The 20,368-nt window shown below is 32.7% G+C and carries 18 protein-coding genes; 6 read left to right on the top strand and 12 right to left on the bottom strand.

The features are described 5' to 3' along the window. Nucleotides 1-58 precede the first annotated feature (58 nt). From A9G10_RS11290 to A9G10_RS11280, 3 genes are all read left to right on the top strand, one after another. On the top strand, nt 59-1,279 hold the full coding sequence (locus A9G10_RS11290; RefSeq protein WP_065558012.1) for an RtcB family protein: 1,221 nt from the start codon (nt 59-61) through the stop codon (nt 1,277-1,279). A 44-nt stretch (nt 1,280-1,323) separates the two neighbouring features. Then, nucleotides 1,324-1,782, top strand: a complete 459-nt coding sequence (locus A9G10_RS11285; protein WP_065558013.1) for a hypothetical protein — start codon at nt 1,324-1,326, stop codon at nt 1,780-1,782. Nucleotides 1,783-1,924: 142 nt separating this feature from the next. Beyond that, nucleotides 1,925-2,932 (top strand): hypothetical protein, encoded by a 1,008-nt coding sequence (locus A9G10_RS11280; protein WP_065558014.1) that lies wholly within the window; start codon nt 1,925-1,927, stop codon nt 2,930-2,932. A 148-nt stretch (nt 2,933-3,080) separates the two neighbouring features. On the opposite strand, the gene A9G10_RS11275 is transcribed toward A9G10_RS11280, so the two are convergent. From A9G10_RS11275 to A9G10_RS11250, 6 genes are all read right to left on the bottom strand, one after another. Further along, nucleotides 3,081-4,862, bottom strand: coding sequence for a DUF2326 domain-containing protein (locus A9G10_RS11275; protein WP_065558015.1), 1,782 nt, complete (start codon nt 4,860-4,862; stop codon nt 3,081-3,083). Next, a complete protein-coding gene (locus A9G10_RS11270) occupies nt 4,849-5,097 on the bottom strand; it encodes an ABC-three component system middle component 8 (protein ID WP_065558016.1) in 249 nt (82 codons plus the stop codon). The genes A9G10_RS11275 and A9G10_RS11270 overlap by 14 nt, the downstream gene beginning before the upstream one ends. Continuing rightward, complete coding sequence (locus A9G10_RS11265) at nt 5,081-6,055, bottom strand: ABC-three component system protein (protein ID WP_065558017.1); 975 nt, start codon at nt 6,053-6,055, stop codon at nt 5,081-5,083. Before A9G10_RS11265 ends, A9G10_RS11270 begins: the two co-directional genes overlap by 17 nt. A 109-nt stretch (nt 6,056-6,164) precedes the next feature. Continuing rightward, a complete protein-coding gene (locus tag A9G10_RS11260) occupies nt 6,165-6,884 on the bottom strand; it encodes a JAB domain-containing protein (RefSeq protein WP_065558018.1) in 720 nt (239 codons plus the stop codon). Between the two features lie 290 nt (nt 6,885-7,174). Continuing rightward, nucleotides 7,175-7,618, bottom strand: a complete 444-nt coding sequence (locus tag A9G10_RS11255) for a hypothetical protein (protein ID WP_065558019.1) — start codon at nt 7,616-7,618, stop codon at nt 7,175-7,177. After that, a complete protein-coding gene (locus A9G10_RS11250) occupies nt 7,605-7,958 on the bottom strand; it encodes a hypothetical protein (RefSeq protein WP_065558020.1) in 354 nt (117 codons plus the stop codon). Before A9G10_RS11250 ends, A9G10_RS11255 begins: the two co-directional genes overlap by 14 nt. A gap of 186 nt (nt 7,959-8,144) precedes the next feature. On the opposite strand from A9G10_RS11250, the gene A9G10_RS11245 reads away from it, so the two are divergent. Then, a complete protein-coding gene (locus A9G10_RS11245) occupies nt 8,145-8,900 on the top strand; it encodes a nucleotidyltransferase domain-containing protein (protein WP_065558021.1) in 756 nt (251 codons plus the stop codon). 15 nt (nt 8,901-8,915) lie between these two features. Beyond that, the gene (locus tag A9G10_RS11240; protein ID WP_065558022.1) at nt 8,916-9,977 is read left to right on the top strand and encodes a nucleotidyltransferase domain-containing protein; all 1,062 of its coding nucleotides are present in this window, start codon (nt 8,916-8,918) and stop codon (nt 9,975-9,977) included. Between the two features lie 322 nt (nt 9,978-10,299). On the opposite strand, the gene A9G10_RS11235 is transcribed toward A9G10_RS11240, so the two are convergent. The 4 genes from A9G10_RS11235 to treR form a co-directional block, all read right to left on the bottom strand. After that, on the bottom strand, nt 10,300-10,851 hold the full coding sequence (locus A9G10_RS11235; protein ID WP_065558023.1) for a hypothetical protein: 552 nt from the start codon (nt 10,849-10,851) through the stop codon (nt 10,300-10,302). A 567-nt stretch (nt 10,852-11,418) separates the two neighbouring features. Continuing rightward, nucleotides 11,419-13,092, bottom strand: coding sequence for an alpha,alpha-phosphotrehalase (gene treC / locus A9G10_RS11230; RefSeq protein ID WP_065558024.1), 1,674 nt, complete (start codon nt 13,090-13,092; stop codon nt 11,419-11,421). A gap of 75 nt (nt 13,093-13,167) precedes the next feature. Then, entirely contained in the window at nt 13,168-14,595 is a 1,428-nt protein-coding gene (treB, locus tag A9G10_RS11225; protein ID WP_065558025.1) for a PTS trehalose transporter subunit IIBC, read from the bottom strand. A 173-nt stretch (nt 14,596-14,768) separates the two neighbouring features. Then, a complete protein-coding gene (gene treR, locus A9G10_RS11220; RefSeq protein WP_065558026.1) occupies nt 14,769-15,737 on the bottom strand; it encodes a trehalose operon repressor TreR in 969 nt (322 codons plus the stop codon). Nucleotides 15,738-15,943: 206 nt separating this feature from the next. On the opposite strand from treR, the gene A9G10_RS11215 reads away from it, so the two are divergent. Further along, the gene (locus A9G10_RS11215; protein WP_065558027.1) at nt 15,944-16,492 is read left to right on the top strand and encodes a hypothetical protein; all 549 of its coding nucleotides are present in this window, start codon (nt 15,944-15,946) and stop codon (nt 16,490-16,492) included. A 176-nt stretch (nt 16,493-16,668) separates the two neighbouring features. Here A9G10_RS11215 and A9G10_RS11210 read toward each other — a convergent pair whose 3' ends face one another. Together A9G10_RS11210 and A9G10_RS11205 are read right to left on the bottom strand one after the other, a co-directional pair. Then, a complete protein-coding gene (locus tag A9G10_RS11210) occupies nt 16,669-17,760 on the bottom strand; it encodes a 5-methylcytosine restriction system specificity protein McrC (protein WP_081298967.1) in 1,092 nt (363 codons plus the stop codon). 5 nt (nt 17,761-17,765) lie between these two features. Next, a complete protein-coding gene (locus A9G10_RS11205) occupies nt 17,766-20,186 on the bottom strand; it encodes an McrB family protein (RefSeq protein ID WP_143425950.1) in 2,421 nt (806 codons plus the stop codon). Nucleotides 20,187-20,368: the final 182 nt, after the last annotated feature.

The raw sequence follows: 20,368 nt of genomic DNA, 5'->3' as shown, positions 1-20,368 counted from the left end.
TAAAAAGAAAATATTAAGCCGCCATGTACAATCGCAGGGCGGTGTAAGGAATAAAAAAATGACACAATATAATCTATTACAGACAGAAAACGCCAAGCCAATCAAAATGTGGACTAAAGGGGTACCGGTAGAACCCGAGGCTAAAGAACAACTAACTAAAACGGCAAAACTACCATTTATTTTTAAACATATCGCCGTGATGCCCGATGTGCATGTAGGCAAAGGCTCAACCATTGGCAGTGTAATTCCAACATTCGGCGCGATTATTCCTGCCGCAGTTGGGGTAGATATTGGCTGCGGTATGATTGCGGTACAAACCTCGTTGATGGCGGCTGATTTGCCAGATAATTTATTACCATTACGTACTGAAATTGAAAAAGCGGTGCCGCATGGAATTACCCCAAAACACCGAGGACGGGATTATGGTAGCTGGCATGACGCCCCTGCTATTGTCGAACAGTACTGGCAACAGCTAGCGCCAGGTTTTAATAAGCTGACGGAAAAATACCCGCGCTTTTTAAAAACCAATAACTACCGTCATTTAGGCACATTAGGTACCGGCAACCACTTTATCGAAATCTGTTTAGATGAGGCCGATCGTGTTTGGATTATGTTGCACAGTGGTTCACGTGGCGTGGGTAATGCCATTGGCAGTTTTTTTATTGAAATGGCTAAAAAAGACATGGAAGTGCATATCCAAAACTTACCGGATAAAGATTTAGCCTATTTGGAAGAAGGTACAGAGCACTTTCACGATTATGTCGAGGCTGTGCATTGGGCGCAAGAGTTTGCAAGGCTAAATCGAGAGGCAATGATGCATAATGTGATTTTGGCAATGCGGAAAATTATCACTAAACCATTTACTACCCATATGTCGGCAGTAAATTGTCACCATAACTATGTTCAAAAAGAACAACATTTTGGTGAAGAAATTTTTATCACACGTAAAGGCGCAGTATCCGCACGTAAAGGAGAATTAGGCATTATTCCCGGCTCAATGGGGGCTAAAAGCTATATTGTGCGAGGACTGGGAAATAAAGAAAGTTTTTGCTCGTGTTCGCATGGTGCCGGCCGCGTGATGAGCCGAACAGCGGCCAAAAAGCAATTTACCATTGAGGATCAAATCAAGGCCACGGCCCATGTCGAATGTCGTAAAGATGCCAACGTGATTGATGAAATCCCAATGGCATACAAAGATATTGATGCAGTGATGACCGCGCAAAATGAATTGGTTGAGATAGTGCATCAATTAAGGCAAGTGGTGTGTGTGAAGGGGTAAAAATTATCGAGGAGCGCTCTTCGATGTTAACGGAGATATAAAATATGGTGAATCTTGATTATATTAATGGTTATCTAAAAGCAATGGCTTGTTTAAATGCGGAACCTAATCACTATTGTGATTATACAGTTAAGTTACTTGATCATAAAGGCCATTTTACGGATACATTGGCCCATCATTTTCAATCAATTGCCGATGAGCACGGAAAATTTTTAGATGCTCAGTTATGGCATATAAAACCAAAACAGATCACCGTTGATGAATTTATACAGCAAATTAATAAATGGTTTTTTAAGCAAAGCTATTCACCAACCTTGCATAGAGAAAACGGAATGAGGGGAGTTTCAGGTTTTATCGATATATTGTCCCACCTAGAATTAAATAAATGTTATCTATATGAAATTGAAACAATGCCACCAATGTGGTATGCGATACAATGGTGTGATTTACTGTTGGTTTATCAAAATAACTATTATTTAATATATTTTTGTTTAGATGATTAATTTTTGGTGATTGAAATGTGTAATTTATTATGGAAAAAATCTATGCTTTTCACTTTCATTAAAAATTATTTTTAGTGTTTATCAAGATAATTTCATTATTCAGTTTTGCATATAGATAAAAGATAACAAAAAAGGAGTGGTAATGAAAAAACCATTATATAAATTAAAGAATTATATTTTAAAATATCCCGTTCTATTTTGGGTAGTAGCTCTAACTTACATTGTGAGCGTAATTATTCTTACTATGAATAAAAGAGAAGCAGTTACTTTCTATTTTATTATTTCTTATGTTGTTTTGGGGGTGGGGTATACAATTTATTATAAATTTTATACCAGTAAAGAGCAGAAGAAATTTACAAAGGATTGGCTTAAAATTGTATTTACATTACCAAAAAAGAAAATCAACAAAAAAAAACAAAAAAAACACTCCGAAAAAGTATTACATCTAATATTATTTTTATCTGGCTGGGGAGCTATATTTGGTTGTTTAGCTTTTCTTACATTCTTGTTTAAATGTTACTGGTTAATTAGTTTTCTTCTTTTTATATTACAATTTCTTTCAGCTATAACGATAATGATAACTTATATAATTAAAAGAGAATTTAATGAGTTAGAAAAAATTATAGGTGCTGCTTTATTAGCTCTTATCTATATAGTGCTTGATTTCATGGGGGAAAATCAAGGGAGAACATTTGTCACTGATATGATATCTGTTTATCCAGAACAACTATCAACTATAACAAAAGGATTATATTGGCTTAACTTTATTTTAATCGGAAGTAGTTTATTACAGATTTTTGCTATAATTGGGTTTGAGTTAGCAAAGAACCAAAAGCTTTCAAATAGATTACCAAGTATAACTTACTTTGTTGTTTTAATAAGCGCTGTATTACCCTGCTTATTAATTATTTTCAATATAAATAATATTACTAATACCTTAATTTCTGAAACATATAAAGCAGATACAATAAATTATTTTAAATGCAATAATAAGATTATAAAAAACGTGCCTAATGATACTGCTCGTTATTTGAAGGTTGATGAACTAGAATTTCGGGCGTTTTATTTTGAAAAAGATAAAAGTGATATTCGAATGACAACTTATCTTTGTAATGGCTCAGATTATACTAACGTAGACATTCATAAATAATATATTGATCATAAATACTGAAATATTAATAATTAATTTTCAGTATTTATGATTGTAATTTATCGGCAGTATCCCCTATGTGTAAAAAATAGTTTTATCTTTTAAATGATAGTCACATATCCATGATTTTATTTTTTTATTAATTTAATTACCAAGATGGTAATTTAAATAATCGTCCTTTTATCCCTTCATCATGTAATACCAATGCAATTTCATTTTTATCGAAGAAAATATCGGTATCAAGAGGAATATCTGAATCAATTACAGTAATAATTTGTTGAATACCTAAATTAGAATATTGTCTTATAACGTTAAGAAGATTTATCTTTTTTCTGTCGTCTAACGATTCAAATATTCCATCGTGATAAACAAAACGAGGAAAGTTATCTTTAAGATGAGCACGTAATATAGCTAAATCAAAAGCTACACATAGTAATTTTTTATAAGTATGACCATCATCAGCACTTGTTGAACGACCCGCTTCATCTAAAATATCAGCACTAAAGTCAAAATGGCCTTTTCGATTAATTTTGACATTAAGTAATGCCATTCTTGAAATAACATCTTCAACAATGCGACTAAAATACAACCTAATTTCTGAAAATAAACTTGTTTCTTGTGTATTTTGTATCTCTAAATCATTTTCCATATCAATTCTGACTTTTTGAGATTGCTCATCTAATAATCTAATTTCAGTCCTAAGCTCCTGCAATTTGTGAATAAATTCTTTTTGTCTTTCTAAAAAAGCAATATCAGTTTTTAAGGTAATTAAATCATTAGATATTTGTTTATATTTATTAAAAATATCTGTTTCACCTAAAAAAGATAAAGTCTGTGTTCTTTCTTCACCTAATTGCAATAAAGTTTGATTAATATTTGTTAGCTCTTTTTTTATTGATGATAGTTCTTCTTTTAAATATGTATGTCGTTCTTCTGTAATAGCGCGGTTAAACTGAATAAGTTGATTAAAATCTTTTTTTAATTGTTCTGGGAAAAGAATACCGGCTTCTTTGTACAAGCTTTCAGCCTCATCAGGATCAAATAATATTTGTTGTTTTTGTAAAGATAATTCTATCTTTTTTCGATTAAAATCCAATGAGTAGCGATTTTTATTCAATGTAGCTATTTGCAAATCTAATTCATCAATGAGTTTTTTGGTTTTTGCTTGATCCACTGAGTGAAAATCGAACTTATCCAACAGTCTTTGTCGCTCATTAACATCCTGCTGTTTTAATAATAAAAGCCCATCAATCCGACTAATATCTTCAATTGAACCACCTAACTCTTGTTTTACTATCGTTTCTCTATCTTGTGCATCTTTAAGTTTAGCTTCCAGTTCATAATGCTTTACAATTAAATCAGAATTAAAACCAAGAATATGAGCAAGAAAAGGTTTCCAATCTTTATGTTTAGAGGCAAACTTTCTTAATTGAAAAACATCACGGTAATCATCTTGAGAACGTAATAAATAACCTAAAATTTTGCGATATTGCCATGGTTTAATCAAATAAAAATTTAATATACTGTCTAAAATCTCTTTCGCTTTATCAAATGACACATTTTCATGATCCCAATGTGCTAATTGCGTAAAATCTTGGTGTGAATCGGTGTGTTTCTTTATACTGATACGTGTTGCATCTGTAACACAGCGACGAATAGTGAGGTAAGAACCATCTTCTAGTTCCAACTCTAAAAAAAACACAAATTGCTTAAATATTTGTTTATGCTTAAATAAAAAAAATTCTGATTTTTTTTTAGATAAAAAACAAAAATCAAGTAATTTGCCTAACGTCGATTTACCTAAATTATGGGTATCTTTTTTCTTATTTTCAGGCAAGCGAATTTCAGCTTGAATTACGTTCAAACCTGATGAAAAAATAATAGTTTCAAATAAATCTGGTTTATTTGAATATAATTTAGATAGTTTCATTTATCCCCACATATTCGATTGAGTCAGTTTTTGCATGATACTCAACTAACCCTAATAAAAAAAGAAGATTAAGTGCAGGTAGAAATAAAAATTGACCACCTTCAACCGACTTTTTAGCATATTCTAATAAACCATCATATTTTTCTAGTCTCTTTTTCTTAATATAATAAAGTAATAAAAAAGACATGTTAATAATGGTCTTATCCGGGTGAGTATGTTTATTGGGTCTTAGCATCTTCATTCTCACCTATATCACAACTCCAATACATAAAAAACAACATGACATTCACTAATCGTTTATGTTTAGCTTGCCTCAAAATTGGCTCTCTATCAACTAATAACTTTGATAAGTAATTCATTATGTGATCAAAAGTCTGATAATCTTTTCTTTTTGCAATAATATTTAAACAAAACTCTTCTGCTGCAAGCTCATAACGTTCACGTAGTGCAGTATTTTCAGCTAAAGATAGAAAAGATTCAATTTCATTAACGTCTTTTAAGTAACGCCGCTTAAGCTCATTAGCATAAGCCTCAGTCATATTATTTAGCTGATTTTTTCTAGCGTAAGTGGTTCGCTCAATATTGATATTGGTCAAACTTCTATCAAGAGTTCGCGCTTGATTTGCAAATGCCTGGATAACTTCTGCTAAATCGTCAGGACTAACAATTAACGGACTATCGATAGGATCTAGATCAGCGATTCTCATTATTTCAGGATATCGTTTAAGATAAAGTTCTATCTGATTAATATCTATGATCTTTACTGATGCTATATCGACTTCAATATAGTCTGAAATCGTTTTACATATTTCACTCTCTGCATTACCAGTTAAACGACGATTAGTAAACAAGACATAATTATCCAGCTCACCTTTATCTTTTAACTTTTTGATACGAAGCAGTTCAGCACCAATTACGGTATTGGGGTTAGTTTTCTTTTCTTTATTATAAAAATCAGATTCAGAGCAATTACGATTATAGCCATTAGTATGTTTGGCTTGAATAATTGTTGTTCCAACCCAAGGTGAACTTCTACTGGGAAATAATTCGGCAGTACCAATAAATTTAGCGTCTCTCCCACCATCAGGACCCTTAGCAAATCCTTGTGTAGAAATACCCATTATATGCTGGCAAATAATAACAACTAATCTTTCAAATTGTTCATCACTCATATCTTCATAAGCATATTTCATGATATATGTATTCCTTACTACTAAAAGTGCCAAACATTATAACTGTGTTTATATACATAACAATAATAAGTTTATTATTTTACGAGCAAGTTCGCATTTTTGATACTTATTACTTTTGAGCTTTTACCGTTTTCTTTCTAAGAATCTTCTGAACTTCTTTAGTATCAATTTCCATGATGATTGCAATTTGTTCAACCGATACTTCTTTTCGAGCTAAAGCTTGAACCAATCGTTCTTTTTGTTCTCTTTCTTTTTTCTCCGCCAATTTTGCTATTTTCGCCTTTTCTTCAGCCACTTTAACTTTGTCATTTGCTACCGCCAACTTCTCTTTAGCAATCAATTTTTCTTCCTTACGGATGCGTTCAACCACTTGATAAGTCGGGACGTATTTTAGGCTTTGTTCTAACTCGTCCATAAGTTTAGTACTGCGGAAGCTGATATAGGATTTAGGGGTGATAATTAGGTGGTCGATTAGGTCGATATTCAAAATACGGCCGACTTGGATTAGGCGATCAGTGATATCTTTATCGGCATCCGACGGCGTCAGCGATCCTGACGGGTGATTATGAACTAATATCACGCGTGAGGCGTTTTTCATTACCGCAACACGAAATACATTCATCGGTTCAACATCGACCGATTTATAACTGCCAAGCGCAATCAGTTCGATATACAGGATATAACCAGCTTGATTCATGCCAATCATCCAAAGATGTTCTTTTTCTTGGTCGATTTGGTTATCACGCAATAACACACGTTGCATAATGCTGTAGACATCGTCTGTGCCTTCAATATATCGTTTGTCATGCTTGGTTAGTTTTGTATCCATTTTATCACCTTGTAAAATCAATTAAAAAATAATATAGCATATTTTTCTTAGACTTAGCAGTAGTTAATTAATCTTGGTCATACCTGTGATGATTATTTTATGCTTGCCTGATAGGTTCATCATAAACTGCAATAAAAATCATTTAGCATTTTAGTTTGGATTCTAATTTTACTAATTTTTATTATAAAACGCCTAAAATAACAGCAGATAATTCAATATCAACAATCCAATCTAATAAGTCCAACAGTTTAAAATAGTTGGGCGTTTTTTTGACTAGTTCGGACAATTAATTATTGCTTCAAAGCAAGCTTACTTGATATTTTTTGTATCCCACCAATAAAATAATGACAGCATAATAATATTGCCGGATATATTATAAAATTGAGGGTTATCATTGATGTGATACCTAACATCCCCATAATAAAATCTAGATTAAAAGCAAATTTATTAGTATCTTCCATTACTAACATTTGGACAATAGGCGGCATTGCGGGAATTATAATACCAATTAGCACGCCGAAAATCACTAAAACCATCGGTCGTTTTATTTTATTTAAAAGAAAGATTGAAATCAGAATAAAACAGAAATAACACAAACCATAACATATCAAATAATATAATTCTGGTGGTAAACGATGATGTTTTCTTATAATTATTGAATAACACCATTGGTAACTTAGATAGGCACCGATAAAATTAAATAAAACGATAATGACTAAATTAATTATTTTCACTAGCTTGTCCTTTTTTATCTTCAATCTTTTTTACCGCTTTTTCCAAAGAGGCAGGTAACAAATAAAGTTCTTGTAGACCATATTCATCTAAAACAGATGAAACGGCACGCGCACAATAAAAACCAATAAAAGTCGCATAATTACCATTAATAATTCTTTTTTCAATATTCAGCGCTTGCTCTCGTGTTAATGTGATTTCACGTTGAGAAACATAATCACCATCTTTCGCATGGTATTTGATAAATTGTTCTATTGAAAAAGGGATGTCTCCATCATCATAAAAAGCTTCTGCTTGTCCTCGATATTGTCGCATGTAATCGCCATTAGGATCAAAAATCATGCATTGATAGCTAGTAGGGATTTTATATTAAATGTACAAATTTAATAAAAAAATGCTAAAGCTTATTTTTTGTTAATTTTTTCAGATTTGAAGGTTCTAATCATAAATTTTCATTTCTAAATAATTTGTTATCAATGATAATGAGTAAAATGCTTAAATTGTGTCAAAAGTTAAGGAATAATAAAAATGGAACAGCGAATAAAACAAAAACTTACCGAATTAGAACAACAATACCGTATCCATATTCTTTATGCCTGCGAATCGGGCAGTCGAGCGTGGGGGTTTCCTTCGCCAAATAGCGATTATGATGTACGTTTTATTTATGTTCATCCATTAGATAGATATTTAGCCATTGATAATCCTGAATCACATTTTACTTTTCCCATAGACGACGAACTGGATTTACAAGGTTGGGATTTGAAAAAGACCCTACAGTTAATCCGAAAATCCAATACTACGCCGTTTGAGTGGTTGCAATCTCCAATTATTTATCAGCAAAATCAATCAATTGCTCAGCAATTATGGCAATTGTGTGCAGACTTTTTTAATACACGTGGTAACATCTATCACTATTTAGGTATTGCTAAAAGCTCGCTGCAAACTATCGATGGCAAAGAGATTGGTGTTAAAAAATTGTTTTATGTGTTAAGACCTTTATTGTGTGCTAAATGGTGTTTAGAAAAACGGCAAATCGCTCCTATGGCAATAATGCCATTATTAACACTATTACCGGATAATTTAAGACAGCAAATAAATGATATTATTAGATTAAAAGCAACTATGGTGGAATCAGCATCGATAACTATTGCGCCAGAAATCTTATCGTTCATTGAACAATCCATGATTGATATCAGTGCAGAAGTTGAGTCTATCACTGAACAGCATTTTAAGGCAGATAAATTAGATCGCTTTTTTATACAAACGTTAATGAGCTTAAAATAAGGAAAGGAACACGACATGACAATTGATGATTTAAAAGCACAAAATCTCATTTTGTTTGAAGTGATTAGTGGTAGTCGTTCGTTCGGATTAGCTACCGAAACATCGGATACAGATATCAAAGGGGTGTTTTATTTACCTAAAGATAAATTTTATGGACTCGAGTATATTCCGCAAATTAGTAATGAAACCAATGATATCGTCTATTATGAATTAGGTCGTTTTGTAGAGCTTTTACTTAAAAATAACCCGAATATTTTAGAAGTATTGGCTTCTGCACCCGACTGTATTTTATATCAGCATCCAATTATGCAGCAGTTAACCCTTGATCTATTTTTATCCCAACAAACTAAACAAACCTTTGCTCACTATGCCATGTCACAAATTAAAAAAGCCAAGGGATTGAATAAAAAGATTAATAATCCAGTCGAGGTGAAGCGTAAAACGGTCCTTGATTTTTGTTATATTATTCAAGGTCAGCATGCTTATCCCCTCACCAATTGGTTAAATGAAAAGCGTTTTGATCAACACTTATGTGGTTTGGTGAATGTTCCACATAGTCGAGATTTATATGCCCTTTTTTATGATGCATCAGGGGATTGTGGTTATCATGGTATTATTCAACAGGATGATTCGACCGAGCTGTGCTTGTCTTCAATAAAAGTCGACACCCCAGTAATTGCTTACTTAAGTTTTAATCGTGATGGTTTTTCATCGCATTGTCGTGATTATAAGGCTTACTGGCAATGGGTTGCTAAACGTAATGAACAGCGTTATCGCAGTAATATTGAAAATGGTAATGATTTTGATGCTAAAAATATGATGCATACCATTCGCTTATTACAAGTTGCTCATGAAATTATGACCAAAGGCACCATTACCAATAAACGCACTAATCGAAACGAACTGCTCGCAATTAAAAATGGTCAATTAAGCTATGACGAAATTATGAATATGGCCAAATCATTATTTGATGACATTGAAACCGCAACACTAACCACAACCTTACCTGAAATGCCCGATTCAGATGAAATTATTGCTCGGTTAGTTAAAATGCGGGAGTGGTTATATAATCGATAGTAAGTAATAAAAAAAACAATCAGCTAACGAGTAAATTACGATAATTCTTCTTAATCTCTAAACAATAAAATTATAGATGTTTATTTTTAACAAACACGACTCTTTCAAACAGCATATTTATCACCCAAGCCATTCAATCCGAGAGGTTTATTTTGAATCATTCACTCTTTTTTGATACAGAAATAATAATAGATACCACTATAAAAAATTATGGAATATATACAATTGAGGAAAGAGAAATCAATTACCAAAATGTTTCAAATTATAAAAATGAAATATCCAAATCATTAAGGTTATATAGAAATAAATCCCTAAATTTTTACTAAACAGGAATATGTAAATTTTTGACTTCATAGCGAACACCTGACAAATTTAAATTACTAAAAAAGTAATCAATTTGGTCATGTGTGTATACCCCACTTATCACGCTTTTTTTTAGTTTTACTTTTTTATTTTTAAAAGTTATAAATAATATATATATAGGATGCCATTTCCCTATCCATCTTATCCTTTTCCATAGTATCCCTTTAGGTGGATACTTGAAATATTCGACCTTAATGATTTTAACTTCAAGATCTTGGCAAATTGGAATATAAATTTTTGGTCTAATTTTTCGTAAAATAATAATGCTTTTCTTTGTGATATGGAAAGTTGGAGTCATGCATAGCCATGCTAAAATAGTAGCAGGAAAAAACCACACACCGTGAATTGAAAATAATAATTCATCAACACCTATAAATAAATTTATAACAGCTAGAAAAATAAAAACTAATAACAAAAGAGACCAAAATAAAACACCAAAAGTCAGTGCTGTTGATATAATATCCATAAAAGATTTTTTTAATGGTTTATTTTGTTTTCTTTTTGTATTCATTTTTACTATGTTTTTTAACGATGATAAATCTATTATTTTCAATGGAATTATAATTTATTATTTTATAATAATTATTTTTAAATACCAAATTCTAAAAATCAAAATTATCCCAATGAATATGATTGAAAAATATTTTTTTAGTATAAAACGAATGTATTATTACTCTATTTCTAGACAGCTTTACTAATTAGGTCATTTATCATAATTTCTATAATACTTTATCTTAAGATAACCCAATATTGATATTCATCACTAATGCTAATTAATTACTGTTCAAGTGAGTATAGTTGACGTTCTGATAACCCGTTTTTTATAACAGGAAAGTTAGATTTACACATATTACCAATTATTTAACGTGATTTAGAATGTCTATTGATTAACTAACATAAAGGAATTGATGACCCATATGAACTATCCACAACTTTCGATGAACAACTTATTATGGCGTTTCAATCAAAAAACCAACACAAGTGTTGGCATTTTCTTACTACCTTATTCGCTCAACAATTTTTTAATTCAATAGAACAAAATGATTTAGTGTATATCCTTGTAACCTGATACAACCGTTTAACTATTTATATGCAACCAATACATAGCCTCATAAGGTTGTAACACCATTTCTGGCTTTAATATAGTTTGGTTTTCATAATTACCTAGCAATCTTTGCCAATGACGATTTTCAAACCCATTAGGTAATTGCCATTTAACCGTATTTTCGGTCAGATTGGCTATCACGAGTAACGTTTGATTATTCCAATGTCTGGCATAGCACCAACAATTAGCAACATCAGGCGTTAGATCTTGATAGTCACCGAAAATAAAGATCGGATACATTTTGCGTAATTTGATTAAGGTTTGATAGCAATAGAAGATTGAATTGGGATCGTCAAGCGCTGCCTTAACATTGATTTTTGAATAATTATTTGCCACCTCAATCCAAGGTTTACCTTGGCTAAATCCGGCATTGGCAGTATGATCCCATTGCATTGGCGTTCGGCTATTGTCGCGTGACTTACTGGCAAGAATCGCTAACATGTCAGACTCTGACATACCTTCGGCAATTTTTTCTTGGTAGATGTTAAGACTTTCCACATCTTTATATTGCGAAATATGAGTAAAATGGGGATTTGTCATCCCGATCTCTTCACCTTGATAAAGGTACGGTGTGCCTTGTAGTCCATAAAGAATCATCGCCAGCATTTTAGCTGATTCGCTGTGATATTGATCTTCATTACCTAAACGTGACACAATACGAGGTTGATCGTGATTACACCAGAAAATTGCATTCCACGCCTTACCGTGCATACCCTTTTGCCAATAGCCAAGTATTTTTTTGAGTTCAAGTAAATCGGGCTTAGCCAGCGTCCATTTTTCCCCATTTGGATAATCAATTTTTAAATGATGAAAATTAAACGTCATTGTCAACTCTTTACCATCCAATGCGGCATATTTTTGACAGTTTTCTAATGTAGTGGATGACATTTCGCCCACTGTTTTTAAACCATTAGGTAGGAAAACATCTCGGCTTATCTCTTGCAAAAATTCGTGTATTTTGGGGCCGTCTGTATAATATTTTCGACCGTCCCCTTGGACATCATCCGGAAAGTCTTGCTGTTTAGAGACCAAATTAATCACATCCAGCCTTAATGCATCGACGCCTTTATCCGCCCAAAATTGACACACATTTTTAATCTCTTGGCGTACGGTTGGATTTTCCCAATTGAGATCGGCTTGCTGTTTTGCGAACAGGTGTAAATAGTATTGTCCTGATTGCTCATGCCACTGCCAAGCGTTACCGCCAAATTTTGACCGCCAATTGTTGGGTTCTGAGCCGTCAGCTTTGGCATCTTTCCAAATATAAAACGATCGAAAAGGACTGGTTTTATCTAAGGCAGATTTAAACCATGGATGCTCTGTTGAAGTATGGTTAAATACCATATCCATCATAATACGGATATCACGTTCATGCGCTTGCTTAACCAATAATTCAAAGTCGTCCATCGTGCCATAAGCCGGATCAATATCATAATAATCCGATACATCATAACCATTATCAACTTGCGGAGAGGGATAAATTGGCGTTAACCAAATCGCACTAATGCCCAGATTTTTAAGATAATCCAATCGGCTTATAATGCCTAATAAATCTCCCGTTGAACCAGTACCACTGGCTTGAAAACTTTTGGGATAGATTTGATAAATAGTACCATTTTGCCACCAAGGGATTTCGTTCGTATTCATTGTTTGCTCTTAATTATTCATCTGTCATAAATTAACCGTTCCATAATTGAACGGTTAACGGTTATTGAATCGTGTTTAGCGAATATCTAACGTACCTTTTTTCAATTTTATTTTATAAACAACTGATGTTAAAACAATAGGTACGACAATTGCCACAATCATAGCTAATGCATAAATTCCCCAATAAATCGGTTTAATGGATAAAATACCAGGTAATCCACCCACACCTATACCATTAGATAATACACCATGTAAACCACAGATTAACCCAGCACTCGCCGCTCCAATCATGGCGCAGAACATTGGGAATTTATAGCGTAAGTTGATACCGTACATAGCTGGCTCAGTTACACCTAGGTAACCTGATATCGCAGCCGGTATGGAAACTTCACGCTCATTATGTTTTTTACTGATTAGAATGATGCCAACAACGGCTGAAGCTTGAGCAATATTGGATAAGGCAATAATTGGCCAAATCGGTGTACCACCCATACTATGTGTCATCTGCATATCGATAGCTAATGTAGTATGATGAATTCCTGTAATAACCAAAGGTGCATAGAAGAATCCAAAAATAGCCGAACCAATGAAGGCATAATCACCCGTCATTAGGTATTTAACCACATAAGCAATACCATTGCCCAACATTCGTCCGATTGGTCCTAAAAGAAAATGTGCAAGGACGACGGCTAATAGTATTGATACAATTGGTACAATCACTAAAGTTAGGTAATTAGGGACAATTCTACGTAATCGAGTTTCAATCCATCCTAACGCTAAACCGGCAAAAATAGATGGAATCACTTGTGCTTGATAGCCGACTTTTTGAATCGTAAACCAACCAAAATCCCACACTTCGGGAATCTTTTTCCCTAGATCATAAGCAGTCATCAGTTGTGGGGAAACCAATGTTATCCCTAAAACAATCCCTAACACAGGGGAACCGCCCATTTTTTTGACTGTAGACCAGCATATGGCTACTGGTAGAAAGTTGAAAATCGCTTCACAAGGTAACCAAAGAAAACTATGAATAGGTACCAACCAAGTATAAGTGTCAGTAAGTGGTTTATCATTTATAGTTGGCATGTCACCAATCACGTTACGTAAGCCGAGTAATAATCCCCCCGCAATCAGTGCGGGTAATAATGGCACAAAAATTTCAGCTAAATTTGAAATTAAGCGTTCAAACCATGACATATTTTTTTTAGCTGAGGCTTTTGTTTGCTCTTTAGTCGCTTCATCAATATTTAATCGATCAATCAATAATTTGTAATAACTATCAACATCCGTTCCAATAATAACTTGAAACTGCCCAGCATTATTAAAACACCCTTTTACAAAAGGTAATCCCTCTATGGCTTTTATATTGGCTAATTTGGGATCAGACAGTGCAAATCTTAATCGTGTTAAACAGTGAGTAACACTCGCAATATTTTCTTTTCCACCCACACAATCAATTAATGCGGTTATCGATTCTGAGGCGATATTAGGATCTTTAGCCATCTCCAAGTCTCCCTATCATAGATATTTAGCTGAATTAGCTATTAATACATTGGCTATGTTTGAATTAGGATTTAGCATAGATTGAAAAAGACAAACAATAAATGGGAACGTTCCCTATTTGTGATTGATCTCACATAAATAATAAAAACTATAATAATTTTAAATTGTTATCGCTATTTATTAACAGCCAGTTGGCAAGGGATAGTCACCGTTTTGAGTTCAACTTCATCGGTTAACATTCGGAGTAATTCATGAGCGGTATAAGTTCCAGCTTTATCAAAACCTAACTCCACAGATAACGTTTGTGGAAAAAGAAAACGGAGCAATTCACTCTGTCCGATACTCGCAACAATGGTATTATTAAGTTGCTTTTCATGAAGATATTTATGCAAACCTAACGCAAGCGTTTCAGTCGCACAAACAATAGCAGAAGGTGATGATTTAATGACTGTTTGAGCAAGATGATAGCCTGACAGGTAACTTAAGTTTCCTAAACAAGCATTAGGGGTGATTTGATGAAGCTGACAAAAATCCAGATAAGCTTGATAACGTAGCGCACCGGTAGTTTGGTCTTGTTGTTCAATACCAATAAAAGCAATATTACGCTGTTTTTGTTGATGATATAAATGCTCAAGTAAGTGAGTTACTGCACCGATATCATCGTAACAAACACACATATGATTAGGGAATGAACGAGCAATAACCACACTCTTATTTTGCCAGAAAGACAATACTCCCTTATCCAATCCTGTAAAGGCAAAAACCACGACACCGTCAGCCTGCTTATCTTTCAACATGGCTAAATGTTCTTCAACCTTTTCAACATTAAATTGGCTTTCCATAATAATCGGATCATAGCCATGTTGATAAAATATTGGCAGCATACTACTGACAGCTTGATTTTCAGACATCGACTCAAGACGAGTAACAATAATACCAATCACTTTATTACCATAACCTCGCATTGCTCTTGCAGATTTAGACGGCGTAAATTGATATTGTTCAATAATGGCATTGACTTTATTACGTGTTGCTTCTTTCACCATTGGGTCATGGTTAATTACTCTTGAAACCGTTGATTTGCTTACTCCGCTAAGTTTGGCAATATCCTTAATGGTTAAGTGGCTCGATGACTTGCTCATAATAATTTTGCTGAATAAAGATCAATAAAATTATAGTAATATAGTTTCAACAAAATTGCGATACGGTAGCTGTTTGGATGATATTAAAAATCATGAAATATTGGTATACCTAAATTAATGTCTAATGGTAGAATCAGGTTAAAATTTAACAGGTCATTAGTAGTACTGTTTAACTCAATATCTCACTTTACGACAAGCGATTAAACATGAAAAAATTATATTTACTGTTAGGTTATATCTTATTTTTTGTCAGTTTATCCGGACACGCATCAAGTAATGTCACCAAAATAGCTACCGTTAAAGAACAATTTAAAACTGCTCTATTATGTCAATCAAAGCCTTTTGCCATCGAAGATAAAAAAATCATTGCTGAACTTGAAAAACAAAAAATTACCATAAAAAACAAACAACAAGATAATATCACTGGAATCGAATACCATTTTAAGCAACCTATCAAAATCAAGAATGTATGGGTGAATATGATTCGTTATGAAAGCGATAATTTTGTCACATCTTTTTATGCTAAAGCCAAAGGGGATATGCACAAGTTCGCTAAATTGATTGGTGCTAACACTATATTGCGTAGCTGTGAAGAACCCATTCCTTTGAATGATACAGACATATACCGAAAAGATATTACCCCTATTACGGACAATAAACTTTACCCTGATACTATAATTATTGGTCAGGATAATGACTCAAAACCGAATGATTTTTATTTTATTTGTTCTAAAGTTGAGGCTAATGAGCCTTAATTTTTTGCTTAATGAATATTATCCTATTAATTTATTTATATTATGTTATGCACTTGTCTTAAACACTGAGCAACATTGGTAATGTGTGAATTTCATATTAGGTGGTACTTGGTTATAAACTTTTCGATTGAATGCATCAATTCATTCTAATGGTGTCGAATCTTGATGCAGATTGCTTATGTACTTTGAGCCAATAAAGATAGCAAACACTCTTTAATTCTCATGTTTGCTTGACTTAAATCAATCGTACAAAAAAATAGCTGATGATTTTGAATGGTAGTATATTCATTAATCGATTGATTTGTTGTTGGATATAACAGCATACCTGATGCAGAATAGGATAATCGGTCATCACTTCTTTCTTGACTTCTTACATAAGCATAAAGTTGGTACAAATGATCTGTCTTAAAAGAAAATTTGTTATGATTAAAAATTGAGGTACATTTAGTATCCACAATTAAGCGAGAATGAGTTTTGTTATTTTCTATAATTAAATCGGTGATCATTTCTGGCATAAACTGTCCAATGTTGTCCGTCGATTGGGTACATTGCCATTTAAACCTTTTTCCCGACTCGATTTGCCATTCATTTGGATCGAGATTAACCCGATAAAAACCAATTACCGCTTTCTCAAATAATGCTCTTAACCACTGATCAGTTTTCTCCAACGTATTAAGTGTTTCTTTACCGAATAATTCTGTTGGAATAGATAAACTATGAACCAATTTAGCCACCGAAACTAATAGATTATCATGAGGATTTGATCGATTGAACTGATCGATAACAGGGTTGTAATAGTTAGATTTACCGATTTTTAACTCTTTAAAACGATTGGTTATTTGTTTGCATTGCTTAATCAATTTATCATTATTTAATTGCCTTAATAAAACATGAGCAGCACCATGAATATATTGATTTTTGGGTGTATTATTTGTTAATCCATCATATCGACAATGGATTTTACCTTTTTCAAGTAATAATTTACGTGCGGTTATTAAATAATCAATTTTCCCTCTAACACGTGTTAAAACTTGCTTTTTAGGTTGATAACTGTTAGATAATGAATAACGCAATCCTTTGTGTACTGCCTTGCAATAAATCTCAGCAGCCAGCTCAACAATTTTTTCAGGATTTTCTTCAAAATTTATTCGCTGCTGTTTATCAAGCTCTTTATAATAATCTGATGCATACAATAAAAGTAACCATATGTTTTTAATAGGTATTTTATTTAATGTGGTATTTTGTCTTGTTGTCGATTCAGTATTCATTGAAATTATTTATATGCAATCTTAATAAGTTTCATTGCTTTGTTAAGTTTATCTTTTTCATCAAACCAATACTCTTCCAATAAAGGTTTAATTTCTGTATCAATAATATTTTGATACCAAACTAAACCTTCACTTTTCGGTATAGCTCTATGATGAGTTAAATAACTATGACCAATAGCAAAAGCACTTCCTAACATTCTATCTTGAGCAATGAATTCATTTAATTCATTCATTCTTTCTCTTATTTCTTCTAAAAGCTTACTATTGAGCCCTGTTTTTTTAATCATATAGCGTAACCATTTTTCTGAAAAATTAGGATCTAAAGTAAAAAACGCAAAACGTCGACGTAATGCAAAATCGACTAATGCTAAAGATCGATCCGCTATATTCATCGTACCAATGACATATAAGTTATCGGGAATATATATTCCGTTTTCTTGTTCACGGCGATAGGTCAATTCTAATGCTTCACTCGGTATTCGCTTATCAGCTTCAAGCAGCGTTAGCATTTCACCAAAAATCTGTGCCGGATTACCTCGATTAATTTCTTCAATAACCATAACATATTTAGATTGAGGATCATTTCTGGCTTGATGAATTATCTCCAAAAATGGACCATCGATCAGCGCTAACTTACCTTCACTGGTAGGGCGAAAACCACGAATAAAATCTTCATAAGATAGATTAGGATGAAATTGAATTGCTCGAATATTATTTGAATCTTTATAACCAATAATAATATTAGCTAACCTTTTAGCTAACCAAGTTTTACCTGTACCAGGCGGGCCTTGTAAAATGATATTTTTCTTTTTTGTTATACTGGATATCATTTGTTGCAATTGCTGTTTATCGATAAAACAGTCTTCTTGAATTAAATTTTTTAATGTATAAGGATGCCTAACAAATAATGGATCATCAATTAATGGTGCATCAATATCTGGTTCATTTTCCATGATTTCTCCTCTTTTTCCATCAATATTATGATTAAGTAACCGATATTTACCATTCCCCAAAAACTGAAAAAATTTTTTATCTTTCATTCGTTGTAAAGTGTAAGTTAACAAGTTACTTGTAACTCTATTATTTGGAAATTCCTCCTCAAGTTGTTGTCCGTATTTATCCAGCAACTCTTTACAATTAAAAACATTACTTCCGTTATCTTGGCAAAGCTCTTGGATGAATTGTAATAATATAATTTGCCATTGATTATTAGATGCTAAATTTTCATTAATTAATGTGCGATTTTCATATTTACGTAGTGCAGTGAAATAAAGCTCAGGAAAAGAGTGAATAGGAAAGTAATCTTCGTTAAATCTCATTGCTAAATCATCGAGCAATTTTAGGTAAACATTACCATTAAAATGCTCTTTAGATAATCGATCATCTTTTATCAACTCCAATTCATCAGTAAGATAAGTTTTTGAAGCCTTATCCAATACGACATAGGCGTGAGGACGAATCCAAAATAAACCACTTGTTAATTGCCATGGAAAATATGACTGCGACATGATCAAGTCAAATTTTTGTTCAAACTCATCTCGATAGTTTTCATCAGCATTAGAAAACTTCAGTGCAGTAGCATAAAATTCCCACAAATTATCAATCTCTTGTTGTTGATTTTCAGAGTTGGTAAAAAACCAAGACAATTGATTATTAAGTAATGGTATGCCCTCAAAAGAGTTAGGGACGGATTCTTCAATATTAAGAAATTCAGCCCACTTTTTTGCAATTTCTATTCTTGTCGTTTCTTTAATATGTCGATTAAATGTTCCTAATGCAGTAAATGGACAAATATCCTGTAAACCTTTATCGAGTAAATAAGAAAGCTTAAACTCGGTGGCCAGCTGATTGACAAATTCCATTAATATTGAACGTTTGCTTTTGTCTAGATAAATTAATAAATTATCTGCAATAGCTTCATAAAAACGTACCCAACTGAACAATTGGGTACGATTGGCAACATCACCATAACGTGATCGCCAATAAGGCGCATTCCGAAAATAGTCAATATCCTGTGGTTCATTATAGAAAGTAAAATTGATTAATTGTTTTGATAACCATTCATCATCTTTAACACTCCAAATAGTGGCTATATTGGTATAGAAAAACCATTTTTTATTTAGATTCCCTTTTTGCCAATTAACTTTTAATAACTTTCCATCACCATAATTTTTTGTCACAATGCCGGTTGCTTTAATCTCCATGACCGAAACAGCTTGACCTTTATTATCAAAAGGTAAATTCTTTTTTAAGTTATAAGTGGATTTAATCGCAACTCGATCACCAACTGAAATGGTACGTACGGTATTTAAGTATTTATTATCGTAACCATTTTCCCAAATACCTAATCTAACAAAACGTTCTGTTTGGTCTTCACCACCATTAAACTTAGCGCTTAAAAACCAATATGTTTTTATTGCTTCCAATATTTTTCCTTTCAAAAGTAGATAATCTATTGTAAAGATAAATTTTAGAAACGAAGTTTAACTTAAAACAAGATAAAAAAGTGAACAAATCTAATTAAATATGTGATACAGGTCAAATTTTCAAAAAAAATACTTAAATAACCATTAATATCATTAAATATAATTGACAAAAAATAGCTTTT

This window comes from Gilliamella sp. wkB308 (assembly GCF_001690185.1).
Taxonomy (GTDB): Bacteria; Pseudomonadota; Gammaproteobacteria; order Enterobacterales; family Orbaceae; genus Gilliamella; species Gilliamella apicola_I.
This window is presented reverse-complemented; position numbering and strand designations above follow the sequence as displayed.